We start from the raw sequence: 19,456 nt of genomic DNA on the forward strand, positions 1-19,456 counted from the left end.
CTTGGAGTGCACTCCAAGCAAGCGGATTCGGTGACGTTCTTCGGTTCGGGCCGACCGGGGCATGCGGAGGCCGGCCTTAGGCTCATATGCATGCAGAGCCTGGCGATGATCGAGAACTGGCCCGTCCCCACCGCGGCGGCGGCTGTCGTACGAGCGGACGGCACCCTCTCCGGTGCGCACGGCCCGACCGCGCACCGTTTCCCGCTCGCGTCCGTCACCAAGCCGCTCACGGCGTACGCGGCGCTGGTGGCGTACGAGGAGGGCGCGGTCGAGCTGGACGAGTCGGCCGGCCCCGAGGGGTCCACCGTCCGCCACCTCCTCGCGCACACCAGCGGCCTCGCGTTCGACGAGCACCGTGTCACCGCCCCTCCCGGCAACCGCCGGCTGTACTCCAACGCGGGTTTCGAGGTGCTCGGCGACCACATCGCCAAGACCACCGGGATCCCCTTCCCCGAGTACGTACGCCAGGCGGTCCTGGAACCGCTGGGCATGACGGCCACCACGCTGGACGGCTCACCCGCCAAGGACGGCGTCTCCACCGTCGACGACCTGGTCCGCTTCGTCACCGAGGTGCAGGCGCCCCGGCTCCTGGACCCGCGTACGGTGCTGGAGGCGCAGACCGTCGTGCACCCGGGCCTCAAGGGCGTACTTCCGGGCTACGGCCACCAGAACCCCAACGACTGGGGGCTCGGCTTCGAGATCCGCGACTCCAAGTCCCCGCACTGGACGGGCCTTTCCTCCTCCCCCGCGACCTTCGGCCACTTCGGCCAGTCCGGCACGTTCCTGTGGATCGACCCGGCGGCGGGCGCGGCCTGTGTCGCCCTGACCGACCGTGCCTTCGGCCCGTGGGCCGCCGAGGTCTGGACCCCGTTCACCGACGCGGTGCTCCAGGAGCTGGGGGCCGGTAACTAGTGCCGTACCGGGCGATGTCCACCCTGTTGTCGTCCTGCGCGAAGGACAGCGGCGGGAACGAGACGCCGCTGTACGGCTGTTAGAGTCCCCGACCGACGAAGGGGGGCCGCTCGTGGCCAAGGTCAGCATCAGTCTCGATGCCGAACTCGTGGTGGAGGTGATGGTCCTGGCCGGGGTCGGCTCGCCCCAGGACGCGGTCGAAGCGGTCGTGCGTGACTACATCGCCCGGGGGCACCGCACCGAGTCACGCACCGAGCTCAGGGACCAGAACCTGCGTGAGGTCCAGGTCAAACCGCAGGACCCTCAGGGCTGACCACCGCGATTCAAGGGGAGAGAAATCTCGGCATGGCCGTCATCCACCGCACCGCCCTCGCACCGACGAAGCTGGAGCTGCTCACCTCCTGGCTCCCCTCCCGCCCGTGGTACCGGGGCGGCGCGGGCGAACCGGAGCTGGCCAGGTCCGGCGGCTTCCGGCTGGACGACCCGCGGGGCGAGGTGGGGATCGAGTTCCTCGTGGTCACCGACACCTGCGGCCCTCACCCCACCGCCTACCTGGTACCGCTCGCCTATCGCGGCGCCCCGCTCGACGGGGCGGAGCACGCTCTCGTCGGCACCATGGAGCACGGGGTGCTGGGACGGCGCTGGGCCTACGACGGCTGCCACGACCCGGTGCTGGTCGCCCAGTTCGTCGCCCTGGTCGAGGGCCGGGTACAGGCCCAGGACCAGAACACCAGCCACACCCCCGACCGGGACGTGACCTGCTCCTTCACCGGTGAGGGACCGGCCTCCACGGACTTCACCGCCACCACGGCCACGGACGACCGGGAAGGCACCACCTTGGTGGGCCGGCCCGGCGCGGCCATCCGTCTGCACCGGGTCCTGCGGCCCGCCGAGGACGGTTCACCCTCGCTCCTGCGGGAAGCGGCGGGTCACGTCTCCGGTTCCTGGAGCACGGTGGACGGCACCCGCGCCCGGGGGCTGTTCGCCGTCCTGCACACGGACGACAGGGCGCGGCGGGATGCGCGAAGGGGCCGTGCCTCGTAGGAGACCGGCATCCCTTCGGCAGCGGGAACGCCGCTGGAGCGCGCCCTGGGTGCGCTACCGCGATGTTCCCGGCCTGTCGGGGGCCGCGAACGCAGCCGTCCGCGTGCTCGAACGGGAGCGGCTGACTCCGGGCCTCGTGTCGGTCGCACTGAGCGTGTGGTCCGCCCATGTCCACGGAACCGAACGCCGGTGGAGACCGTGGGAGGCCGAGTTCACCTGCCCGTGCTGCGGCGGGGGCTGGGCCCGGGACACGCTGCAGGAAGCTCTGTCCCTGTTGCCGTCGAGAGCCTCGTCACAACTCCGGTCGCGGGTCGAGCGCCTGGACGAGGTGCTGCTCGGCCGGACGCACCACGATCCCGCGGCGGACGCGGAGTCGGCCTGGTGGCATCGCCGGTGCTGACCGCGGCGACCACCACCCGGGGCCCTTCCCGCCGGTCGGCAGCCACCGCGGCGGACCTTCCCGGACGGGCTCCGCTAGATTCGGCGGCTATGCGATCACGATCACGCGAGTACGACCTGGATTTCCGCGACCGGGCGACCCGAATACGCACGTGGGGCTTGGGCCTGCTGTCCCTGGCCGCGCTGCTGTGGGTGTGGTGTGCCGTGCTGCTGCTCACCCCGTACACGGTCGACGAGGAGCCCGACGACCAGTATCCGCAGGAATGCGAGTCGCGGCTCTTCACCGACCGCGGCACCGCCAACCAGGGCTTGTTCCACGGGGATTACTGCGCGGACGAACGCGACTGGCCGGAGGCCGTGGCCCTGCTCGCCCTGTCCCTGCCGGTGTCGGTCGTCGGCTCGGCGCTCTTCACCACCGGCACGGTCACGCGCCGGATGAGCGCCCACGGCGAGGCGATGCGTGAGCTGGACAGGCCCAGCGACACCAAGGCTTAGGTTCCCTGCGGGCAGGGGTGGCCCCAGCCCCTTGTCCACCGACCGGTGGACAAGAGGTTCAACCGGCAGGACGTGCCGGGCGCGGTACCCCTGCGGCCAGGATTTCCGGCATGAGACAACTACCTGTACGCATGGCCCGATGGAGCGCCCGGCACGCATGGCGGGCGATCGCCGGCTGGTTCGCGTTCGTCGTCCTGTGCCTCGGAGCCGGCATCGCGGTCGGCAGCAACGCAGCCACCACCGAGGACTTCTGGGTCGGTGAGGCGGGACGCGCCGAGGCGATGGCGACCGAAGGCGGCCTGGAGCGCTCGCCCACCGAGCGGATCATGATCCGGGCCAGGTCCGGACCGCTGGACATGGCCGCGGCCGGTTCGGCGGCCCAGGACGTGACCGAGCGGATGCGGGACCTGCCCGAGGTGGAGAGCGTGGCGGCTCCCGTCCGCTCGAAGGACGGCAAGGTCCTGCTGGTCTCGGTGGTCCTGAACGGCCCCGAGCTGGAGGGCAGGAAGAAGGTCGTGCCGCTCCTGGAGCAGACGGCGGCGGTCGGCGCGAGCCACCCGGACCTGGTCGTGGAGGAGACCGGGTCCCCCGCCATCAGCAAGGGCGTCAACGACCAGCGCGGGGAGGATCTCGCCCTCTCCGAACGCATCAGCCTGCCCGTCACCGTCATCACACTGCTGGCCGTGTTCGGCTCGGTGATCATGGCTGGTGTGCCGCTTCTGCTGGCTCTCTCCTCGATCGCCGCGGCCATCGGGCTGTCGATGGTCGCCTCGCACCTTCTCCCCGACGCCGGGGTCGGAATGAACCTCATCCTGCTCATCGGCCTGGCGGTGGGCGTCGATTACACGCTCTTCTACCTCAAGCGTGAACGTGAGGAACGGGCACGCGCAGGCGGCCGGCTGAGTTCGGAAGCCCTCGTGGAGCTGGCGGCGGCGACCGCGGGCCGGGCCATCGCGATCTCGGGCCTCGCCGTGATCGTCTCCACGGCCACCCTGTATCTGGCCACCGACGTCATCTTCTCCTCGTTGGCGACCGGCACCATCCTCGTCGTGGCGGTCGCCGTGGCCAGCTCGCTCACGGTGCTCCCCGCACTGCTGGTCAAGATCGGCCACCGGACCGAACGCCTCGCCTCCCGCAAGGCCGCCCGCCGGGCGAAGCGCGGGAAGCCGGCCCCTGCGGCGAAGCCGGAGACCGGGAGGATGTTCGGCGCCCTCCTGCGGCCCGCCCGGACCCGCCCCGCCCTCACCCTGTGCCTGTCGGTCCTCGTCATGCTCGGCCTGGCCGCGCCGGCACTCGGACTGAAGCTCATCGACCCGGGCAAGGACACCTTCTCCCGCGACATCCCGGCCATGCAGGTCTACGACCGGCTGACCGGGAGTTTCCCCGAACTCTTCGTCAAGCACGAGGTGGTCGTTCGCTCGGCCCCCGAGCGGGCCGCACAGGTCAAGCAGGCTCTGGCGGACCTCGGCCGCCGCGCCCAGGCCGACCCGCTGTTCGCCGGGGACACCGAGCCGACGGTGCGGACGTCGGCCGACGGCAGGATCAGTGTGCTGGAACTCGCGGTCCCGTTCCCCGCGCCCTCCGCCGAGGCGATCGAGTCACTCGTCCACCTCCGCCAGGACCACATCCCCGCGACGGTCGGCCAACTGCCCGACGTGGAGACGGGGGTGAGCGGCGACGTGGCCCGGGGCCGCGACTACGTGGCGCACGAGAGTGCCAAACTGCCGCTGGTCATCGGGTTCCTGCTGCTGATGACCTTCCTGATGACGGTATGGGCGTTCCGCTCGGTGGTCATCGGCCTCGTCGGCGTCGTGCTCAACATGCTGTCCGCCGGTGCCTCGCTCGGCATGCTGGTCCTGTTCTTCCAGGGGACGTGGGCGGAGGGTCTTCTGGCCTTCGACTCGCTCGGCGCTATCGCGTCCAGGGTGCCGCTGTTCCTCGTCGTGATCCTCTTCGGCCTGTCGATGGACTACCAGGTGTTCGTGGTCAGCCGGATCCAGGAGGCCAGGCAGAACGGCATGTCCGCCCGCGAGGCGGTGCTGGAGGGCATCGAGCGCTCGGCCAAGGTGGTGACGAGCGCGGCGATCGTGATGGTGACGGTGTTCGGTGCGTTCGTGGCCCTGCACCTGACCGAGATGAAGCAGATGGGATTCTGTCTGGCCGTGGCCGTCCTCCTGGACGCCGTGGTCATCCGCCTCATGGTCCTGCCGTCGGTCCTGCTGCTCCTCGGCGAGCGCGCCTGGTGGCCGGCCCGCCCCGCGCGCGGTGCACGGGACGGGTTCCCCGACGCCGCGCCGCTGGAAAAAGTAGGCTGACGCGATGGATCAACGGCCGGAGCCCGAGGACGAGTTGCCCGTACCGTCGCTGCACCGGTGGAACGCCGTCCTGTGGGTGCTGCTGGGTGTGGTGCCTCCGGCCATCGCGGTCGCGGACGCACCCGGGACGACGAGGTACCCGACGCTGGCGCTGCTGGCCGTGCTCGCGCTGTGTTACGGAGCGGTGGGGCTGTTCCCGGGCAACCCCGTCCTGCGCCCGCTTCCTTACCTGTACGTACTCGTCGTGGGCCTCGGCGCGATGTCGTACCTGCTCGACGGTGGCGCGGCGCTCTTCGTCGTGACGTTGCCGCACTTCTGGATCTACGCCACGAGCACGCGGGCCGCGATCGCCGTCAGTGGCCTCGCGTGCGCGGGAGTGGTGGCCGGCAACGTCGTACGGCAGGGCTGGGACGGGGAGTTCTTCACCGGGAACGTCGTCTTCACGCTGATCGGCTACGCGGCGGGCGTGCTGATCGGGCTGGGGCTGCGCCGTATCGCCGAGGACGGTGACGCGCGTGCCCGCCGGCTGAGCGCCGAGCTGGAGGGCGCCCGGCTCCGGCTGGTCGAGGCACACAAGCGCCAGGGTGCGGCGGACGAGCGCGAACGGCTCGCCCGGGAGATCCACGACACCCTCGCCCAGGGCTTCGCTTCCATCGTCGTGCTCGCGGAGGCGGCCCGGTCCGGCCTGGAGACCGATCCCGCCAGGAGCGCGCGGCAGCTGCTCGCGATCGAGAACACCGCACGCGAGAACCTCGCCGAGGCACGCGTCCTCGTCAGTGCGGCGCCGCAGAGCGGTGTCGCCGCAGGCTCCGTGGCGGACACCCTTCGCCGGACCCTTGACCGGTTCACGGAGGACACCGGGATCGGCCTCGCCTCGGAACTGCCGGACGTCGCATGCGACCAGCAGACCCGGATCGCCCTCCTGCGCTGCACGCAGGAGTCCCTCGCCAACATCCGCAAGCACGCGGCGGCCTCCACCGTGGAGGTGGTGCTCACGGCGCAGCCGTACGGCGTGGAGCTGGAGATCACCGACGACGGCCGCGGCTTCGTGACCGAGAACTCCCACGGCTTCGGGCTCAACGGGATGCGCAAACGACTGGCCGAACTGGGCGGTGAGCTCACCGTCACCAGCTCGGTCGGCGACGGCACCCGCGTCCTCGCCATGATTCCCACGAACGGGCAGGTCTGACATGACAACAAGCGCAGTGCCCGGGAGCAGGCTCCGCGTCGTGGTGGTGGACGACCACACGGTGATGCGGGCCGGGGTGGTGGCCCTGCTGGCCGACGAGCCCACCATCGACATCGTCGGCGAGGCCGACGACGGCCGGGCTGCCGTAGAACTCGTCCAGCGGCTGGAGCCGGATGTCGCGCTGGTCGATCTGCGGATGCCCGTCCTCGACGGGACGAGTGCCACCGCCGAGATCGTCGCCGGCCGCTTCCGGACCCGGGTGCTGATCCTGACCACGTACGACACCGACGCGGAGATCGAACGGGCGGTCGAGGCCGGCGCGGTCGGCTACCTGCTGAAGGACACCACGCGTGAGCAGCTGGTGGACGCCATCCATTCCGCGTCCCGGGGCGAGACCGTCCTGGCCCCGCGGGTCGCGGCGCGCCTGGTCGCCCGTATGCGCAGGCCCGCCCCGGTGACGCTGACCAGGCGGGAGGTGGATGTGCTGGGCGCGGTCGCCGACGGACTGTCCAATGTGGAGATCGGCCGGCGGCTCGTCATCTCGGAGGCGACGGTGAAGACGCATCTGCTGCGGGTCTTCGCCAAGCTCGACGTCAGCGACCGTACACACGCGGTGGTCAAAGCCCTTGAGCATGGGCTGCTGGACGGACGCCGGTGAATCCGCCGCGCCCTCACACCTGCCCGAGCTCCCACATCAGCACCTCGGCGGCCGTCAGAGCCAGCAGTTCCAGCCCCCGGGACTCCGTGATCCGCGCCGAGTCGCCGGCCGCCAGCTCCTCGCCGTCGAGGCGCACCTCGCCCCGCACGACGTGGACGTAGACGCCCGCCGCGTCGGGCACGGCGGTGCGCTCGCCCTCGGCCTGCCTGCGGACATGGAGCATCGCGCGCGCCTCCGGGAGGGCGTACGGGGTGGAGTCGGCGATCCCGGCGACATGCGTGTACGAGGGCTCCCCGCCGGGTGACAGCGGGGACAGCCACATCTGAACGAACGTCAGCGGGTTTTCCCCGTCATTGCGTTCGACATGCCGCACTCCGCCGGCCGAGCTCAGGTGCTGGACGTCACCCGCCCGTACGACGGTGGCGTGGCCGGCCGAGTCACGGTGGGTGAGCTCGCCCTCGACCACCCAGGTGACGATCTCGGTGTGGCTGTGCGGATGCTCGTCGAAGCCGGCCCCCGGGGCGAGACGCTCCTCGTTGCAGGCGAGGACCGGCCCGAAGCGCAGGTTGTCGGGGTCGTAGAAGCGCCCGAAGGAGAATGCGTGCAGCGTCTCGATGCCCACGGAGACACCCGGGGCCGGGTCCCCACCGCGGAAGCGGTCGCCGGAGCGGCGTACGTCCATCACGGCTCCACGGTAGCCCTGCGGAGCGACCCGCGGCCCCGCCCCTCCGCACCGCTGCCCCGATAAGGCAGTCTTGTGTCCGTGCCCCGACCCGATCCTGAGCAGCCCGCCGCGAACGCCGCCCATCTGCACGCCGCGACCCTGAAGCGGCTCGAGCAGGCCTCCGGCCGGCTTTCCGCCAACGCCATCGCCCGCATGGACGAGACGCTGCCGTGGTACCGGGCGATGCCACCGGAGAACCGCTCCTGGATCGGTCTGGTCGCCCAGGCCGGAATCGCCGCGTTCACCGAGTGGTTCCGGCACCCGGAGGCGCCGCAGGCCATCTCCACCGATGTGTTCGGTACGGCTCCGCGCGAGCTGACCCGGGCGATCACGCTGCGGCAGACCGTCGAGATGGTGCGCACGACGATCGAGGTGATGGAGACCGCGATCGAGGAGGTGGCGGCTCCCGGCGACGAGTCGGTGCTGCGCGAGGCGCTTCTCGTCTACGCCCGGGAGATCGCCTTCGCGACCGCCCAGGTGTACGCCCAGGCCGCCGAGGCGCGCGGCGCGTGGGACGCCCGCCTGGAGTCGCTCGTGGTGAACGCGGTGCTGTCCGGCGAGGCCGACGAGGGCGCCGTGTCACGGGCCGCGGCTCTCGGCTGGAACTCCCCCGAACACGTCTGCGTCCTCCTCGGCACCGCTCCGGACGGGGACAGCGAGCTCACCGTGGAGGCGATCCGGCGGGCGGCCCGGCATGCCAAGCTGCAGGTCCTGACGGGGGTGCTGGGCAACCGCCTGGTCGTCATCGCGGGCGGCAGCGACAACCCGCTGAACGTCGCGAAGTCCCTGATCGGCCCGTATGCGGCCGGTCCCGTCGTCGCCGGCCCGGTGGTGCCCGACCTGCTCGCCGCCACCCGGTCCGCGCAGGCCGCCGCCGCCGGACTCAAGGCGTGCTCGGCGTGGCAGGACGCGCCGCGGCCGGTACTGTCCGACGATCTCCTTCCGGAGCGCGCGATGGCGGGAGACCCCGCCGCGCGGGATCAGTTGGTGGAGGAGATCTACAGACCGCTCGAAGAGGCCGGTTCGGCGCTACTGGAGACGCTGAGTGTCTATCTGGAGCAGGCGAGCAGCCTCGAGGGCGCTGCCAGAATGCTGTTCGTGCACCCCAATACCGTGCGCTACCGGCTACGACGTGTGACCGACGTCACCGGCTGGTCCCCCTCCGACGTCCGCTCCGCGTTCACTCTGCGGATCGCCCTCATCCTGGGGCGCTTGGCCGCCGGAGATCCTCAGTCCTAGACTTTTGTCGGACTTCAACAATTCCCCCGACGGTTCTTCGTCCCTGTCCCCACGGGCGTGAGGAGCCGTCCACAAGAGAGAGTGTGAGTGTGCTCGTACTCGTCGCTCCCGGCCAAGGCGCTCAGACGCCCGGCTTCCTGACTCCCTGGCTCGAACTCCCCGGTGCCACCGACCGCATCGCGGCCTGGTCCGACGCCATCGGGCTCGACCTTGCCCACTACGGCACGAAGGCCGATGCGGACGAGATCCGCGACACGGCGGTGGCACAGCCGCTGCTCGTCGCCGCGGGTCTCCTGTCGGCGGCTGCCCTCGACGCCTCGCCCGGCGTCGTCGCCGGCCACAGCGTCGGTGAGATCACCGCCGCGGTGCTCGCCGGCGTCATCGACGACGAGGCCGCGCTCCGTTTCGTACGGACCCGGGGGCTCGGCATGGCCGAGGCCGCCGCGGTCACCGAGACGGGCATGGCCGCGCTGCTCGGCGGCGACCCTGACGTAACGGTCCCTCATCTGGAGAAGCTGGGGCTCACCCCGGCCAACGTCAACGGTGGCGGACAGATCGTCGCCGCGGGCACGGTGGCACAGATCGCCGCCCTGACCGAGGACATGCCCGAGGGTGTGCGCCGCGTGGTCGCGCTCAAGGTGGCCGGCGCCTTCCACACGCACCACATGGCTCCGGCCGTGGAGAAGCTGCGTGCCGCCGCCGGTGCCCTGACGGTCGCCGACCCGAAGGTCACGTACGTGTCGAACGCCGACGGGAAGACGGTCGCCGACGGCGCCGAGGTCATCTCGCGGCTCGTCGGCCAGGTCGCCAACCCGGTCCGCTGGGACCTGTGCATGGAGACCTTCAAGGAGCTCGGGGTGACGGCCATCATCGAGGCCGCCCCCGGAGGCACCCTCGTCGGCCTCGCCAAGCGCGCGCTGCCCGGCGTGAAGACCCTCGCGCTCAAGACCCCCGACGACCTCGACGCGGCCCGCGCGCTCATCTCCGAGCACGCAGGCGCCTAAGGAGCCCGAGAGCATGTCGAAGATCAAGCCCAGCAAGGGCGCCCCGTACGCACGGATCATGGGTGTCGGCGGCTACCGCCCGACCCGTGTCGTGCCGAACGAGGTGATCCTCGAGACGATCGACTCGTCCGACGAGTGGATCCGCTCCCGCTCCGGTATCGCCACCCGTCACTGGGCCTCCCCCGAGGAGACCGTGTCGGCCATGTCCGTGGAGGCCGCCGGCAAGGCGATCGCCGACGCCGGGATCGATCCCGAGCAGATCGGCGCCGTGGTCGTCTCCACCGTCTCGCACTTCCAGCAGACCCCGGCGATCGCGACCGACATCGCCCACAAGATCGGCGCGGGCAAGCCTGCCGCCTTCGACATCTCGGCCGGCTGCGCGGGCTTCGGCTACGGCCTCACCCTCGCCAAGGGCATGATCGTCGAGGGTTCCGCGGAGTACGTCCTCGTCATCGGTGTCGAGCGCCTCAGCGACCTCACCGACCTGGAGGACCGCGCGACGGCCTTCCTGTTCGGCGACGGTGCGGGTGCGGTCGTCGTCGGCCCCGCCAAGGAGCCGGCCATAGGCCCCACGGTCTGGGGCTCCGAGGGCGACAAATCCGGAACGATCAAGCAGACGGTGGCGTGGGACGTCTTCCACGCCGACCGTCCCGAGAAGTTCCCGGCGATCACGCAGGAGGGTCAGGCGGTCTTCCGCTGGGCCGTCTTCGAGATGGCCAAGGTCGCCCAGCAGGCGCTGGAGGCGGCCGGGATCACCCCGGAAGACCTGGACGTCTTCATCCCGCACCAGGCCAACATGCGGATCATCGACTCGATGGTGAAGACTCTCAAGCTGCCGGAGCACGTCACGGTCGCGCGTGACGTGGAAACCACCGGCAATACGTCGGCCGCCTCGATTCCGCTCGCAATGGAGCGGCTTCTGGCGACCGGTCAGGCCAAGAGCGGCGACACGGCGCTCGTCATCGGCTTCGGGGCGGGTCTCGTCTACGCCGCGACGGTCGTTACCCTCCCCTAGGCACACCGGACCTTTCGGTCCGTACGCCCTAACCCCGTAGAAACACATCGAAGGAGCGCCAACATGGCCGCCACTCAGGAAGAGATCGTCACCGGTCTCGCCGAGATCGTCAACGAGATCGCCGGTATCCCGGTCGAGGACGTCCAGCTGGACAAGTCCTTCACCGACGACCTGGACGTCGACTCGCTGTCCATGGTCGAGGTCGTCGTCGCCGCCGAGGAGCGCTTCGACGTCAAGATCCCCGACGAGGACGTCAAGAACCTCAAGACGGTCGGCGACGCTGCCGACTACATCCTGAAGCACCAGGGCTGATCCCAGCCCGTCCCGTGTGTCGCCACCCGGCGGTGGCGCCGCTGATTCACGACCCTCTACACGTGGAGAAGATTTTCCAGTGAGCCCGACCAATCGCACCGTGGTCGTCACCGGTATCGGCGCAACCACTCCGCTGGGTGGCGACTCCGCATCGACCTGGGAAGGTCTGATGGCCGGTCGTTCCGGCGTCAAGCCCCTCGAGGGCGAACGTTTCGCCGAACTGCCCGTCCGGATCGCCGCCCTCGCGGCTGTCGACCCGGGCGACGTCCTGCCCCGCCCCCTCGCCCGCAAGCTGGACCGCTCGGCGCAGTTCGCGCTGATCGCGGCCCGTGAGGCCTGGGCGGACGCCGGTTTCACCGGCAAGGCCGGTGAGGACGAGAAGATCCAGCCCGAGCGTCTGGGCTCGGTCATCGCCTCCGGCATCGGCGGCGTGATCACCCTGCTCGACCAGTACGACGTGCTGAAGGAGAAGGGCGTACGCCGCGTCTCCCCGCACACCGTTCCCATGCTCATGCCCAACGGCCCGGCGGCCAACGTCGGCCTCGAGGTCAACGCCCAGGCCGGTGTCCATACCCCGGTCTCCGCCTGCGCGTCGGGTGCCGAGGCCATCGGGTACGCCGTCGAGATGATCCGCACCGGCCGTGCCGATGTGGTCGTCGCCGGTGGCACCGAGGCGGCGATCCACCCGCTGCCGATCGCCGCGTTCGCCAACATGATGGCGATGTCCAAGAGCAACGACGAGCCCGAGAAGGCCTCGCGTCCGTACGACACGGGCCGTGACGGCTTCGTCCTCGGCGAGGGTGCCGGCGTCGTGATCCTGGAGTCCGCGGAGCACGCCGCCGCCCGAGGCGCCAAGGTCTACTGCGAGGTGCTGGGCCAGGGCCTGTCCGCGGACGCCCACCACATCGCGCAGCCCGAGCCGACCGGCAGGGGCATCGCCGCCGCGATGCAGAACCTGCTGGACGCCACGGACCTGAAGCCGTCGGAGGTCGTGCACCTGAACGCGCACGCCACGTCCACGCCGCAGGGTGACATCGCCGAGATCAAGGCACTGCGTGCGGTGCTGGGCGACGACCTGGACCATGTGGCGATCTCCGCCACGAAGTCGATGACCGGTCACCTGCTGGGTGGCGCGGGCGGCATCGAGACCGTGGCGACGGTGCTGGCGCTGCGCCACCGGCTGGCGCCGCCGACCATCAACGTCGACAACCTCGACGAGGCGATCGAGGCGGACGTCGTGCGCGGCGAGCCGAGGGCACTGCCCGAGGGACCGATCGCCGCGATCAACAACTCGTTCGGCTTCGGCGGCCACAACGTCGTCCTGGCGTTCCGCTCGGTCTGACCGGTCACTGCCGCGAGGCCCGCTTCCCACCCCGGGAGGCGGTCCTCCCGCATTGCGGGCAGCACGTTCGGGACGCGCGGCGTGCACGCGGACGTCGCGTCCATGCCGACCCTCAAGCGTTCGACGCTCCGAGTGGGTGACGCGCCGGTGCGCATGCGTCGGATCCGGTGGGCGCCCACGCACCGGGGGCGCAGGGCCCGGCCCCGAGAGGACAAACGTTTCAGCCGGGCCTGTCCCTGGGCAGGCCCGGCCGGGACGGCGCGGTCACACCACCTGGTGGAGCCAGCGGACGGGCGCGCCCTCTCCGGCGTGACGGAAGGACTCCAGCTCGTCGTCCCAGGGCTTGCCCAGGAGCTTGGCGACCTCCGCCTCCAGGTCCGTCTCGCCGCTCACGGACCGGGCCAGCGCGGCCCGCAGCCGGTCCTCGGGGATCAGGATGTCGCCGTGCATGCCGGTGACCGCGTGGAAGATGCCGAGGCCGGGCGTGGAGCTGTAGCGCTCGCCCTCCGCCGTGGGGCACGGCTCCGCCGTCACCTCGAAGCGGAGCAGGTCCCAGCCACGGAGTGCCGAGGCGAGCTCGGACGCGGTTCCGGCTCTGCCTTTCCAGGAGAATTCGGACCGCCACGTACCGGGGGCGGCCGGCTGTCTGATCCAGTCGAGCTGGACCCGCACACCGAGTACGCCCGCCACTGCCCATTCGATGTGCGGGCACAGCGCGCGCGGTGCGGAGTGAACGTACAGGACTCCACGTGTCGTCACCGGGACCTCCAGTGTGGGACGAGGTTCGCCTTCCCCAGCGGCCTCGCGCCCGTACCGCCTCTTCCCGGCCGGCTCCCGAGGTTGTCAACAGTAAACAGCATCGGGAGTGAATCTCCTGAAAAGGGACAGTATGTGACGTGAGATAACTTACCGGAGCTGCCCGTTTCGTATGCGGGCCGGCAAGGCGTCACTGGTTCGACGGGGAAAAGCTACCGTGCGCCGGGGCCGGGCGTGTGACGTACCGTCGGTCCCGGGCCCATGATTCCCCCAGCATTCACCCGCGAGGGCGCGCGGGCCCACCACCTGGGGCTGTCGGTTGTGCCAGAGGCACAATCACCCGTGTGGCCGGAGGGGAGACTGGGATGCCTGAGTGTTCGTCACGTCGCCGTGTCCGCGGTGCCGCCGCCGTGCTGACGGCCCTTTCGTTCCTCGGTGCCGCACTGACGGGCTGCACCGGTGGTTCGTCCGCGACCACGAAGGGCGCGGCCAGGCCGCAGAGCCCGTCCCCCTCGCCGGTACGGGTGTGGGATGTGAGCCCGGCGTCCGTCGCCGCCGTGGGGGACTCCATCACCCGGGGCTTCGACGCCTGCGCGGTGTTCGCCGACTGCCCGGAGGTGTCGTGGGCGACCGGCACGGACGTCGGGGTCAACAGCCTCGCGGTACGGCTGCTCGGCGCGGCGAAGGCGCCCTCGCACAGCTGGAACCATGCCGTGTCGGGAGCCCGGATGGCCCAGCTGCCGGAGCAGATGGCGCTGGCCTCGAAGGAGAGGCCGGATCTGGTGACGGTGATGATCGGCGCCAATGACGCCTGCCGGGACTCGGTACGGCTGATGACTCCGGTGGCGGACTTCCGGGCCTCGTTCGAGGCGTCGATGCGGCAGTTGCGCGGTGCGGCGCCGAAGTCCCAGGTCTACGTGTCGAGCGTGCCGGACCTCAAACGGCTCTGGTCGACCGGGCGGGGCAACGCGCTGGGCAAGCAGATCTGGAAGCTCGGGATCTGCCGGTCGATGCTGGGCGACGCGGACGACATGGGCACGGCGGCCGTCGCTCGGCGCGACGCGGTGCAGGAGCGGGTCGTCGCGTACAACGAGGTCCTGAGGGACGTCTGCGCGAAGGACCTGCGCTGCCGGTACGACGGCGGGGCGGTGTTCGACTACCGGTTCACCGGCAAGCAGCTCAGCCAATGGGACTGGTTCCACCCGGGCCGTGACGGCCAGGCCAGGCTGGCCGAGATCGCTTACCGCAATGTCACCGCGGCCGGACCCCCCGCGTAAAGTCCGTGATCATGACGACGGGTACAGCGGCACACGGCGAAGACTTCTCCACCCTCGCGGACGGCACCGCCGTACGGCGCTGGACCCTGGAGCGGGACGGCACCCGGGTGCGTGTGCTGACGTACGGCGCCGTCGTGCAGTCGGTGGAGGTGCCCGGCCGGGACGGCACCCGGGCCGACGTGGCGCTCGGGCTGCCGGACGTCGCCGACTACGAGAAGTACACCGGTCCCTACTTCGGCGCCCTGGTCGGGCGGTACGCCAACCGGATCGGGGGCGCCGCCTTCGTCCTCGACGGGCAGACGCACCGGGTGACGCCGAACGAGGGCCGCAACCACGTCCACGGTGGGACGCGCGGCTTCGACAAGCGGGTGTGGGACGCCGAGGAGGTACCGGACGGCGTGCGGCTCTCCCTGGTCGCCGAGGACGGCGAGGAGGGCTTCCCGGGCCGGCTGGCGGTTTCGGTGACGTACACCCTGGACGAGGGCGGGGCGCTGCGGATCGCCTACCGGGCGACGACCGACGCGCCGACCGTGGTGAACCTGACGAATCACACGTACTGGAACCTGGCCGGCGCGGACAGCGGGAGCGCGCTCGGGCACGAACTGCGGCTCGCGGCCGGGCGGATCACACCGTCGGACGCCGAGTCCATTCCGACGGGCGAGTTCGCTCCGGTGGACGGGACCCGGTTCGACTTCCGGGAGCCGAAGCCGGTGGGCCCGGGGTACGACACCAACTACGTGCTCGACGAGACCGGCGAGGAGCCGGTCGCCGAGCTGTACGACGCCGGCTCGGGGAGACTGCTGACGGTCCGTACGACGGAGCCGGGTCTGCAGCTGTACACCGCCGACCACTTCGAGGGGCGGCCGTTCGTGGCGTGCGCCGGGATCGCGCTGGAGACGCAGCACTTCCCCGACTCCCCCAACCGTCCGGAGTTCCCGAGCACGGTTCTGCGGCCGGGCGAGGAGTTCGTGTCCACGACGGTGTACGGCTTCTCGGTGCGCTGACGCCGCCGTGGGCGGCTCAGCGGGCCAGGCCCAGGGTGACGCCGAGGCCGACCAGGACCGAGCCGATCGTGCGGTTGAGGGCCTTCTGGCGGCGCAGCATCGCGGTGCGCAGGTGTGAGTGGGAGAAGAACAGGGCCACCAGGCCGAACCACCCGAAGTGGGCGAGCGACATGAACAGCCCGTAGCCCGCCTGCTGCCACAGGGCCGTGTCCGGGCCGACGACCTGGGTGAAGGTGGACACGACGAAGAGCGTGGTCTTGGGGTTCAGCACATTGGTGAGGAAGCCGGCGCGCAGGGCCCCGGGTCCGCTCAGGCTTCGCTTCTCGCCCAGGTCGACGGTGAGGTCGCCGCGGTCGAGGAAGGTGCGTACGCCGATGTAGACGAGGTAGGCCGCGCCCGCCAGCTTGATCGCGGTGAACAGGACGGTGGACGAGGCGATCAGCAGGCCGACGCCGAGCATGGTGTACGTGACGTGGACCAGGACGCCCGCCGCGACTCCGGTGGCCGCGAGCAGGCCGGTCGGACGGCCGTAGAGGTAGCTGTTGCGGACGACCATCGCGAAGTCCGCGCCCGGGCTGATGACCGCGAGCACGGTGATGAGGGCGACGGCGAGAATCTCGGTCATGACCGGTTGCTCCTCAGTCCTTGTGGAGGGTGTACGGCGACGGGGCGGGGCGCTGGGCGGGGGGCGCCGTGAGGTCGCGGGCCAGCAGCGTGGCCCCGGCGACGGCTCCGGGCATCAGGAGGACGGCGACGAACGGGACCAGGAAGGACAGGGCGAGCGGGACACCGAAGCCGAGCACCAGCATGCGGCGCCCGCGCAGCATCACGAGCCGGTCCTTCAGGACCATGCCGCGGCGCTGGAGTGCCACGGCGGTGAGCTCCTGGGCGAGGAAGTAGCCGGTGACGCAGAACCCCAGGGCGGGGACCACCGTCTGCCCGATGACCGGAACGAATCCGAGGGCGAAGAGCAGTACCCCGTACAGCGCGACGCGCAGCAGGATGCGGACGGAGTCGCCGGCGGAGATCCACAGCTCGCGCCAGAGCGGCAGCCCCGACTCGGGCACCTCGCCGCCCTCGCTGCGGTCGACCTCCTCGGAGAGCGACTCGTAGAACGGCTGGCCGACCAGGAGGGTCACCGCGGTGAAGGTGATGACCGCCAGGAACAGTCCGAGGACGAAGACCAGGACGACCAGGGTGTTGCGCAGCAGCCCCAGCCACGGCGAGGACCAGTCGTCGGCGAAGGGGGTGGCCCAGGCGACGAAGTCGTCGGCGCCGTAACCGAGTCCGATGAGTGCGCCCGCGTACACGACGAGGGTGACGAGGCCGGGCAGCAGACCGAATCCGAACCACCGGCCGTGCCCGAAGGCCCAGCGCTGTCCCTTTATCAAGTAGCCGAAACCCGCCCCGAGATCACTCATACGCGTCAGCGTACTTGTGCGAACCATTGACACTGGCCCGGGCCCGTCATTACCGTCACGCCAGCATTTCGAACGAGTGACGAAATACCGAACAGTCGAGAGGTAACAGCCGTGCGTATCACCGGAATCAGCACGCATGTCGTCGGCACGCCCTGGCGCAACCTCACCTATGTCCAGGTGCACACCGATGAGGGGCTCACCGGTGTCGGCGAGACGCGGATGCTGGGGCGCACGGACGCGCTGCTCGGATATCTGCGCGAGGCCTCGGCCAATCACATCACAGGGTCCGATCCGTTCGCGGTGGAGGACCTCGTGCGCCGCATGAAGTACGGCGACTTCGGGCGGGCCGGGGAGATCGTGATGTCCGGCATCGCGGTCATCGAGATGGCGTGCTGGGACATCAAGGGCAAGGCCCTCGGGGTCCCGGTCTGGCAGCTGCTCGGCGGGAAGGTAACCGACCGGGTCAAGGCGTACGCGAACGGCTGGTACACCACCGAGCGCACCCCCGAGGCGTACCACAAGGCGGCCCAGGCGGTCGTGGAGCGCGGCTACCGCGCCCTGAAGATCGACCCCTTCGGTACGGGGCACTTCGAGCTCGGCCAGGAGGAGACCCGGTACGCGGTGTCCCTGATCGAGGCCGTACGGGACGCCATCGGGCCCGACACCGAGCTGATGCTGGAGATGCACGGGAGGTTCAGCCCGTCGACGGCGGTGCGGATCGCCCATGAGATGGCACCCTTCAAGCCCGCCTGGCTGGAGGAGCCGGTACCGCCGGAGAACCTCAAGGCGCTGAGCAAGGTGGCGGAGAAGGTCGATCTGCCGATCGCGACCGGTGAGCGCATCCACGACCGGACCGAGTTCCGTGAGCTCTTCGAGTCGCAGGCCGTCGACATCATCCAGCCCGACGTGGGCCACGTCGGCGGCATCCTGGAGGCACGCAAGCTCGCCGCGACCGCCGAGACCCATTACACGCTGATCGCCCCGCACAACGTGGGCGGCTCCGTGCTGACGGCGGCCAGCCTCCAACTGGCGGGCTGCACACCCAACTTCAAGATCCTTGAGCACTTCAACGACTTCGCGGACGCCGACATCAAGAAGGTCGTCAAGGGCGCACCGCACGTCGATCCCGCCACGGGCTGTTTCGAACTCTCCCACGCCCCCGGGCTCGGCGTGGAGCTGGACGTGGACGCCGCTGCCGAATTCCCCCAGCAGCAGGCGCGGTTCGACCTGTGGGCGGACGGCTGGGAGAAGAGGCAGCCGAAGTGACCCCGCTCTCGCGTTCGTTGATCATCGAGCGGCCCGGCAGCCACCGGCTCTCCGAGGGGCCCCTCCTGGAGCCGGGCCCCGGCGAGGTCCGGGTGCGGGTCGCCGCGGCCGGGATCTGCATGAGCGACCGCGAGGTGTACGACGGCCACCGGGACCCGGCCTATGTCCGCTATCCGCTCGTGCCCGGTCACGAGTGGTCGGGGACCGTCGACGCGGTGGGCGAGGGTGTCGATCCCGCGCTGCTCGAGCGGCGCACGGTCGCCGAGGGCTTCCGGTCCTGCGGGCGCTGCGAGCGGTGCCGGTACGGGGAGACCTCCCTGTGCACGGAGGGGTACGACGAGACGGGGTTCACCCGGCCCGGCGCGTTCGCCGACCATGTGGTGGTCCCGGCCCGGCTGCTGCACCTGCTCTCCGACGACGCCGACCTTCGGGCCGCGGCTCTGCTGGAGCCCGCCGCGGTGATCGCGGCGGCGGTGCGGGCCGGGGATCCCGAGCCCGGTGAGCGGATCGCGGTACTGGGGGCGGGGACGCTGGGGCTGCTCGCGGTCCAGCTGCTGGCGGCGGTGTCGCCCTCGGAGCTGACCGTGATCGACCTGCGGGAGGAACGGGCTTTCCTGGCGCTGGACTTCGGGGCGGGCGAGGCCCGCACCCCGAAGGAGGCCGAGGAGGTGCGGGGCCGCTACGACCTGGTCGTGGAGACCGCCGGCGCCCCGTCCACCGCGGCCGACGCGTGTCTGCTCGCACGGCGCGGCGGGCGGGTGGTGCTCACCGGGATGTTCACACCGGGGGCCGTGGGCATCGATCCTGTGCACCTCTCGCTGAGCCAGCTCACCGTGCGCAGTGTCTTCGGGGCACCGTCGGCCGCCTGGTCGTACGCGGTGCGGGCGTTCACGGCCGGGCTGCTCGATCCGGCGCCGCTGATCACCCATGAGTTCCCGCTGGAGCGGTTCGCCGAGGCGGTGGCGCTGGTCGGCGCCGGGGGTCCGGAGACCGGGAAGGTGCTGCTGCGCCCGTGACGGTTCCGCCCTTAGCCGCTCCGGTCCCGCGCGTACCGGCGCACACTCCATGATCCGAACTTCGTCCG

General features: G+C 70.8%; 21 protein-coding genes. 17 read left to right on the top strand and 4 right to left on the bottom strand.

All coding sequences use genetic code 11. The annotated features are described in order from the left end of the window. Positions 1–90 precede the first annotated feature (90 nt). The 8 genes from ACFW9O_RS08930 to ACFW9O_RS08965 all read left to right on the top strand — a co-directional run bounded on the left by ACFW9O_RS08930 (position 91) and on the right by ACFW9O_RS08965 (position 7,012). Complete coding sequence (locus ACFW9O_RS08930; RefSeq protein WP_384606699.1) at positions 91–912, top strand: serine hydrolase domain-containing protein; 822 nt, start codon at positions 91–93, stop codon at positions 910–912. Between the two features lie 112 nt (positions 913–1,024). Beyond that, positions 1,025–1,225, top strand: a complete 201-nt coding sequence (locus ACFW9O_RS08935; protein ID WP_384606702.1) for a DUF2191 domain-containing protein — start codon at positions 1,025–1,027, stop codon at positions 1,223–1,225. Positions 1,226–1,257: 32 nt separating this feature from the next. Beyond that, on the top strand, positions 1,258–1,956 hold the full coding sequence (locus ACFW9O_RS08940; protein WP_384606705.1) for a 1,4-alpha-glucan branching protein: 699 nt from the start codon (positions 1,258–1,260) through the stop codon (positions 1,954–1,956). A 49-nt stretch (positions 1,957–2,005) separates the two neighbouring features. After that, positions 2,006–2,356 carry a hypothetical protein gene (locus ACFW9O_RS08945; RefSeq protein ID WP_384606708.1) on the top strand — a complete coding sequence of 117 codons (351 nt, stop codon included), beginning with the start codon at positions 2,006–2,008 and terminating at the stop codon, positions 2,354–2,356. 89 nt (positions 2,357–2,445) lie between these two features. Beyond that, a complete protein-coding gene (locus ACFW9O_RS08950; protein ID WP_384606710.1) occupies positions 2,446–2,850 on the top strand; it encodes a hypothetical protein in 405 nt (134 codons plus the stop codon). 110 nt (positions 2,851–2,960) lie between these two features. Then, positions 2,961–5,165, top strand: coding sequence for an MMPL family transporter (locus ACFW9O_RS08955; RefSeq protein ID WP_384606712.1), 2,205 nt, complete (start codon positions 2,961–2,963; stop codon positions 5,163–5,165). A 4-nt stretch (positions 5,166–5,169) separates the two neighbouring features. Further along, on the top strand, positions 5,170–6,354 hold the full coding sequence (locus ACFW9O_RS08960; RefSeq protein ID WP_384606715.1) for a sensor histidine kinase: 1,185 nt from the start codon (positions 5,170–5,172) through the stop codon (positions 6,352–6,354). Position 6,355: 1 nt separating this feature from the next. Continuing rightward, positions 6,356–7,012, top strand: coding sequence for a response regulator (locus ACFW9O_RS08965; RefSeq protein WP_384606717.1), 657 nt, complete (start codon positions 6,356–6,358; stop codon positions 7,010–7,012). A gap of 13 nt (positions 7,013–7,025) precedes the next feature. Here the strand turns inward: ACFW9O_RS08965 and ACFW9O_RS08970 are convergent, their stop codons facing one another. Next, complete coding sequence (locus ACFW9O_RS08970; protein ID WP_384607831.1) at positions 7,026–7,694, bottom strand: pirin family protein; 669 nt, start codon at positions 7,692–7,694, stop codon at positions 7,026–7,028. Positions 7,695–7,775: 81 nt separating this feature from the next. Here ACFW9O_RS08970 and ACFW9O_RS08975 point away from each other — a divergent pair, with 81 nt between their 5' ends. The 5 genes from ACFW9O_RS08975 to fabF all read left to right on the top strand — a co-directional run bounded on the left by ACFW9O_RS08975 (position 7,776) and on the right by fabF (position 12,648). Next, positions 7,776–8,975, top strand: a complete 1,200-nt coding sequence (locus ACFW9O_RS08975; RefSeq protein WP_351168282.1) for a helix-turn-helix domain-containing protein — start codon at positions 7,776–7,778, stop codon at positions 8,973–8,975. 89 nt (positions 8,976–9,064) lie between these two features. Further along, positions 9,065–9,979 carry an ACP S-malonyltransferase gene (locus ACFW9O_RS08980; RefSeq protein WP_384607833.1) on the top strand — a complete coding sequence of 305 codons (915 nt, stop codon included), beginning with the start codon at positions 9,065–9,067 and terminating at the stop codon, positions 9,977–9,979. 13 nt (positions 9,980–9,992) lie between these two features. Continuing rightward, positions 9,993–10,994, top strand: a complete 1,002-nt coding sequence (locus ACFW9O_RS08985) for a ketoacyl-ACP synthase III (protein WP_351168280.1) — start codon at positions 9,993–9,995, stop codon at positions 10,992–10,994. Positions 10,995–11,057: 63 nt separating this feature from the next. After that, on the top strand, positions 11,058–11,306 hold the full coding sequence (locus ACFW9O_RS08990) for an acyl carrier protein (RefSeq protein WP_014045780.1): 249 nt from the start codon (positions 11,058–11,060) through the stop codon (positions 11,304–11,306). Between the two features lie 79 nt (positions 11,307–11,385). Beyond that, entirely contained in the window at positions 11,386–12,648 is a 1,263-nt protein-coding gene (fabF, locus tag ACFW9O_RS08995) for a beta-ketoacyl-ACP synthase II (protein ID WP_351168277.1), read from the top strand. Between the two features lie 264 nt (positions 12,649–12,912). Here fabF and ACFW9O_RS09000 read toward each other — a convergent pair whose 3' ends face one another. Continuing rightward, entirely contained in the window at positions 12,913–13,407 is a 495-nt protein-coding gene (locus ACFW9O_RS09000; protein ID WP_351168275.1) for a DUF3145 domain-containing protein, read from the bottom strand. 362 nt (positions 13,408–13,769) lie between these two features. Here ACFW9O_RS09000 and ACFW9O_RS09005 point away from each other — a divergent pair, with 362 nt between their 5' ends. Both ACFW9O_RS09005 and ACFW9O_RS09010 read left to right on the top strand, forming a co-directional pair. Further along, entirely contained in the window at positions 13,770–14,681 is a 912-nt protein-coding gene (locus ACFW9O_RS09005; protein WP_384606721.1) for an SGNH/GDSL hydrolase family protein, read from the top strand. An 11-nt stretch (positions 14,682–14,692) separates the two neighbouring features. Then, positions 14,693–15,685 (top strand): aldose epimerase family protein, encoded by a 993-nt coding sequence (locus ACFW9O_RS09010; RefSeq protein WP_384606724.1) that lies wholly within the window; start codon positions 14,693–14,695, stop codon positions 15,683–15,685. Between the two features lie 16 nt (positions 15,686–15,701). Here ACFW9O_RS09010 and ACFW9O_RS09015 read toward each other — a convergent pair whose 3' ends face one another. Both ACFW9O_RS09015 and ACFW9O_RS09020 read right to left on the bottom strand, forming a co-directional pair. Next, positions 15,702–16,310, bottom strand: coding sequence for a LysE family translocator (locus ACFW9O_RS09015; RefSeq protein WP_384606726.1), 609 nt, complete (start codon positions 16,308–16,310; stop codon positions 15,702–15,704). A gap of 13 nt (positions 16,311–16,323) precedes the next feature. Continuing rightward, the gene (locus tag ACFW9O_RS09020; RefSeq protein ID WP_384606729.1) at positions 16,324–17,106 is read right to left on the bottom strand and encodes an EI24 domain-containing protein; all 783 of its coding nucleotides are present in this window, start codon (positions 17,104–17,106) and stop codon (positions 16,324–16,326) included. A 111-nt stretch (positions 17,107–17,217) separates the two neighbouring features. On the opposite strand from ACFW9O_RS09020, the gene ACFW9O_RS09025 reads away from it, so the two are divergent. Further along, entirely contained in the window at positions 17,218–18,372 is a 1,155-nt protein-coding gene (locus tag ACFW9O_RS09025; protein WP_384606732.1) for a mandelate racemase/muconate lactonizing enzyme family protein, read from the top strand. Continuing rightward, positions 18,369–19,388, top strand: a complete 1,020-nt coding sequence (locus ACFW9O_RS09030; RefSeq protein WP_384606735.1) for a zinc-binding dehydrogenase — start codon at positions 18,369–18,371, stop codon at positions 19,386–19,388. The genes ACFW9O_RS09025 and ACFW9O_RS09030 overlap by 4 nt, the downstream gene beginning before the upstream one ends. The last annotated feature ends 68 nt before the right edge of the window (positions 19,389–19,456 follow it).

Origin of the sequence: Streptomyces sp. NPDC059499, from assembly GCF_042749285.1 — a bacterium.
GTDB lineage: Bacteria > Actinomycetota > Actinomycetes > Streptomycetales > Streptomycetaceae > Streptomyces.

What these genes read in the sequence shown, in the direction of transcription:
- ACFW9O_RS08985 (WP_351168280.1), top strand. Translation starts at nt 9,993, where the DNA reads ATGTCGAAGATCAAGCCCAGCAAGGGCGCCCCGTACGCACGGATCATG.
- ACFW9O_RS08970 (WP_384607831.1), bottom strand. Translation starts at nt 7,694, where the DNA reads ATGGACGTACGCCGCTCCGGCGACCGCTTCCGCGGTGGGGACCCGGCC.
- ACFW9O_RS08955 (WP_384606712.1), top strand. Translation starts at nt 2,961, where the DNA reads ATGAGACAACTACCTGTACGCATGGCCCGATGGAGCGCCCGGCACGCA.
- ACFW9O_RS08960 (WP_384606715.1), top strand. Translation starts at nt 5,170, where the DNA reads ATGGATCAACGGCCGGAGCCCGAGGACGAGTTGCCCGTACCGTCGCTG.
- ACFW9O_RS09010 (WP_384606724.1), top strand. Translation starts at nt 14,693, where the DNA reads ATGACGACGGGTACAGCGGCACACGGCGAAGACTTCTCCACCCTCGCG.
- ACFW9O_RS08940 (WP_384606705.1), top strand. Translation starts at nt 1,258, where the DNA reads ATGGCCGTCATCCACCGCACCGCCCTCGCACCGACGAAGCTGGAGCTG.
- ACFW9O_RS08950 (WP_384606710.1), top strand. Translation starts at nt 2,446, where the DNA reads ATGCGATCACGATCACGCGAGTACGACCTGGATTTCCGCGACCGGGCG.
- ACFW9O_RS09015 (WP_384606726.1), bottom strand. Translation starts at nt 16,310, where the DNA reads ATGACCGAGATTCTCGCCGTCGCCCTCATCACCGTGCTCGCGGTCATC.
- ACFW9O_RS08990 (WP_014045780.1), top strand. Translation starts at nt 11,058, where the DNA reads ATGGCCGCCACTCAGGAAGAGATCGTCACCGGTCTCGCCGAGATCGTC.
- ACFW9O_RS09005 (WP_384606721.1), top strand. Translation starts at nt 13,770, where the DNA reads ATGCCTGAGTGTTCGTCACGTCGCCGTGTCCGCGGTGCCGCCGCCGTG.
- ACFW9O_RS09020 (WP_384606729.1), bottom strand. Translation starts at nt 17,106, where the DNA reads ATGAGTGATCTCGGGGCGGGTTTCGGCTACTTGATAAAGGGACAGCGC.
- ACFW9O_RS08930 (WP_384606699.1), top strand. Translation starts at nt 91, where the DNA reads ATGCAGAGCCTGGCGATGATCGAGAACTGGCCCGTCCCCACCGCGGCG.
- ACFW9O_RS08965 (WP_384606717.1), top strand. Translation starts at nt 6,356, where the DNA reads ATGACAACAAGCGCAGTGCCCGGGAGCAGGCTCCGCGTCGTGGTGGTG.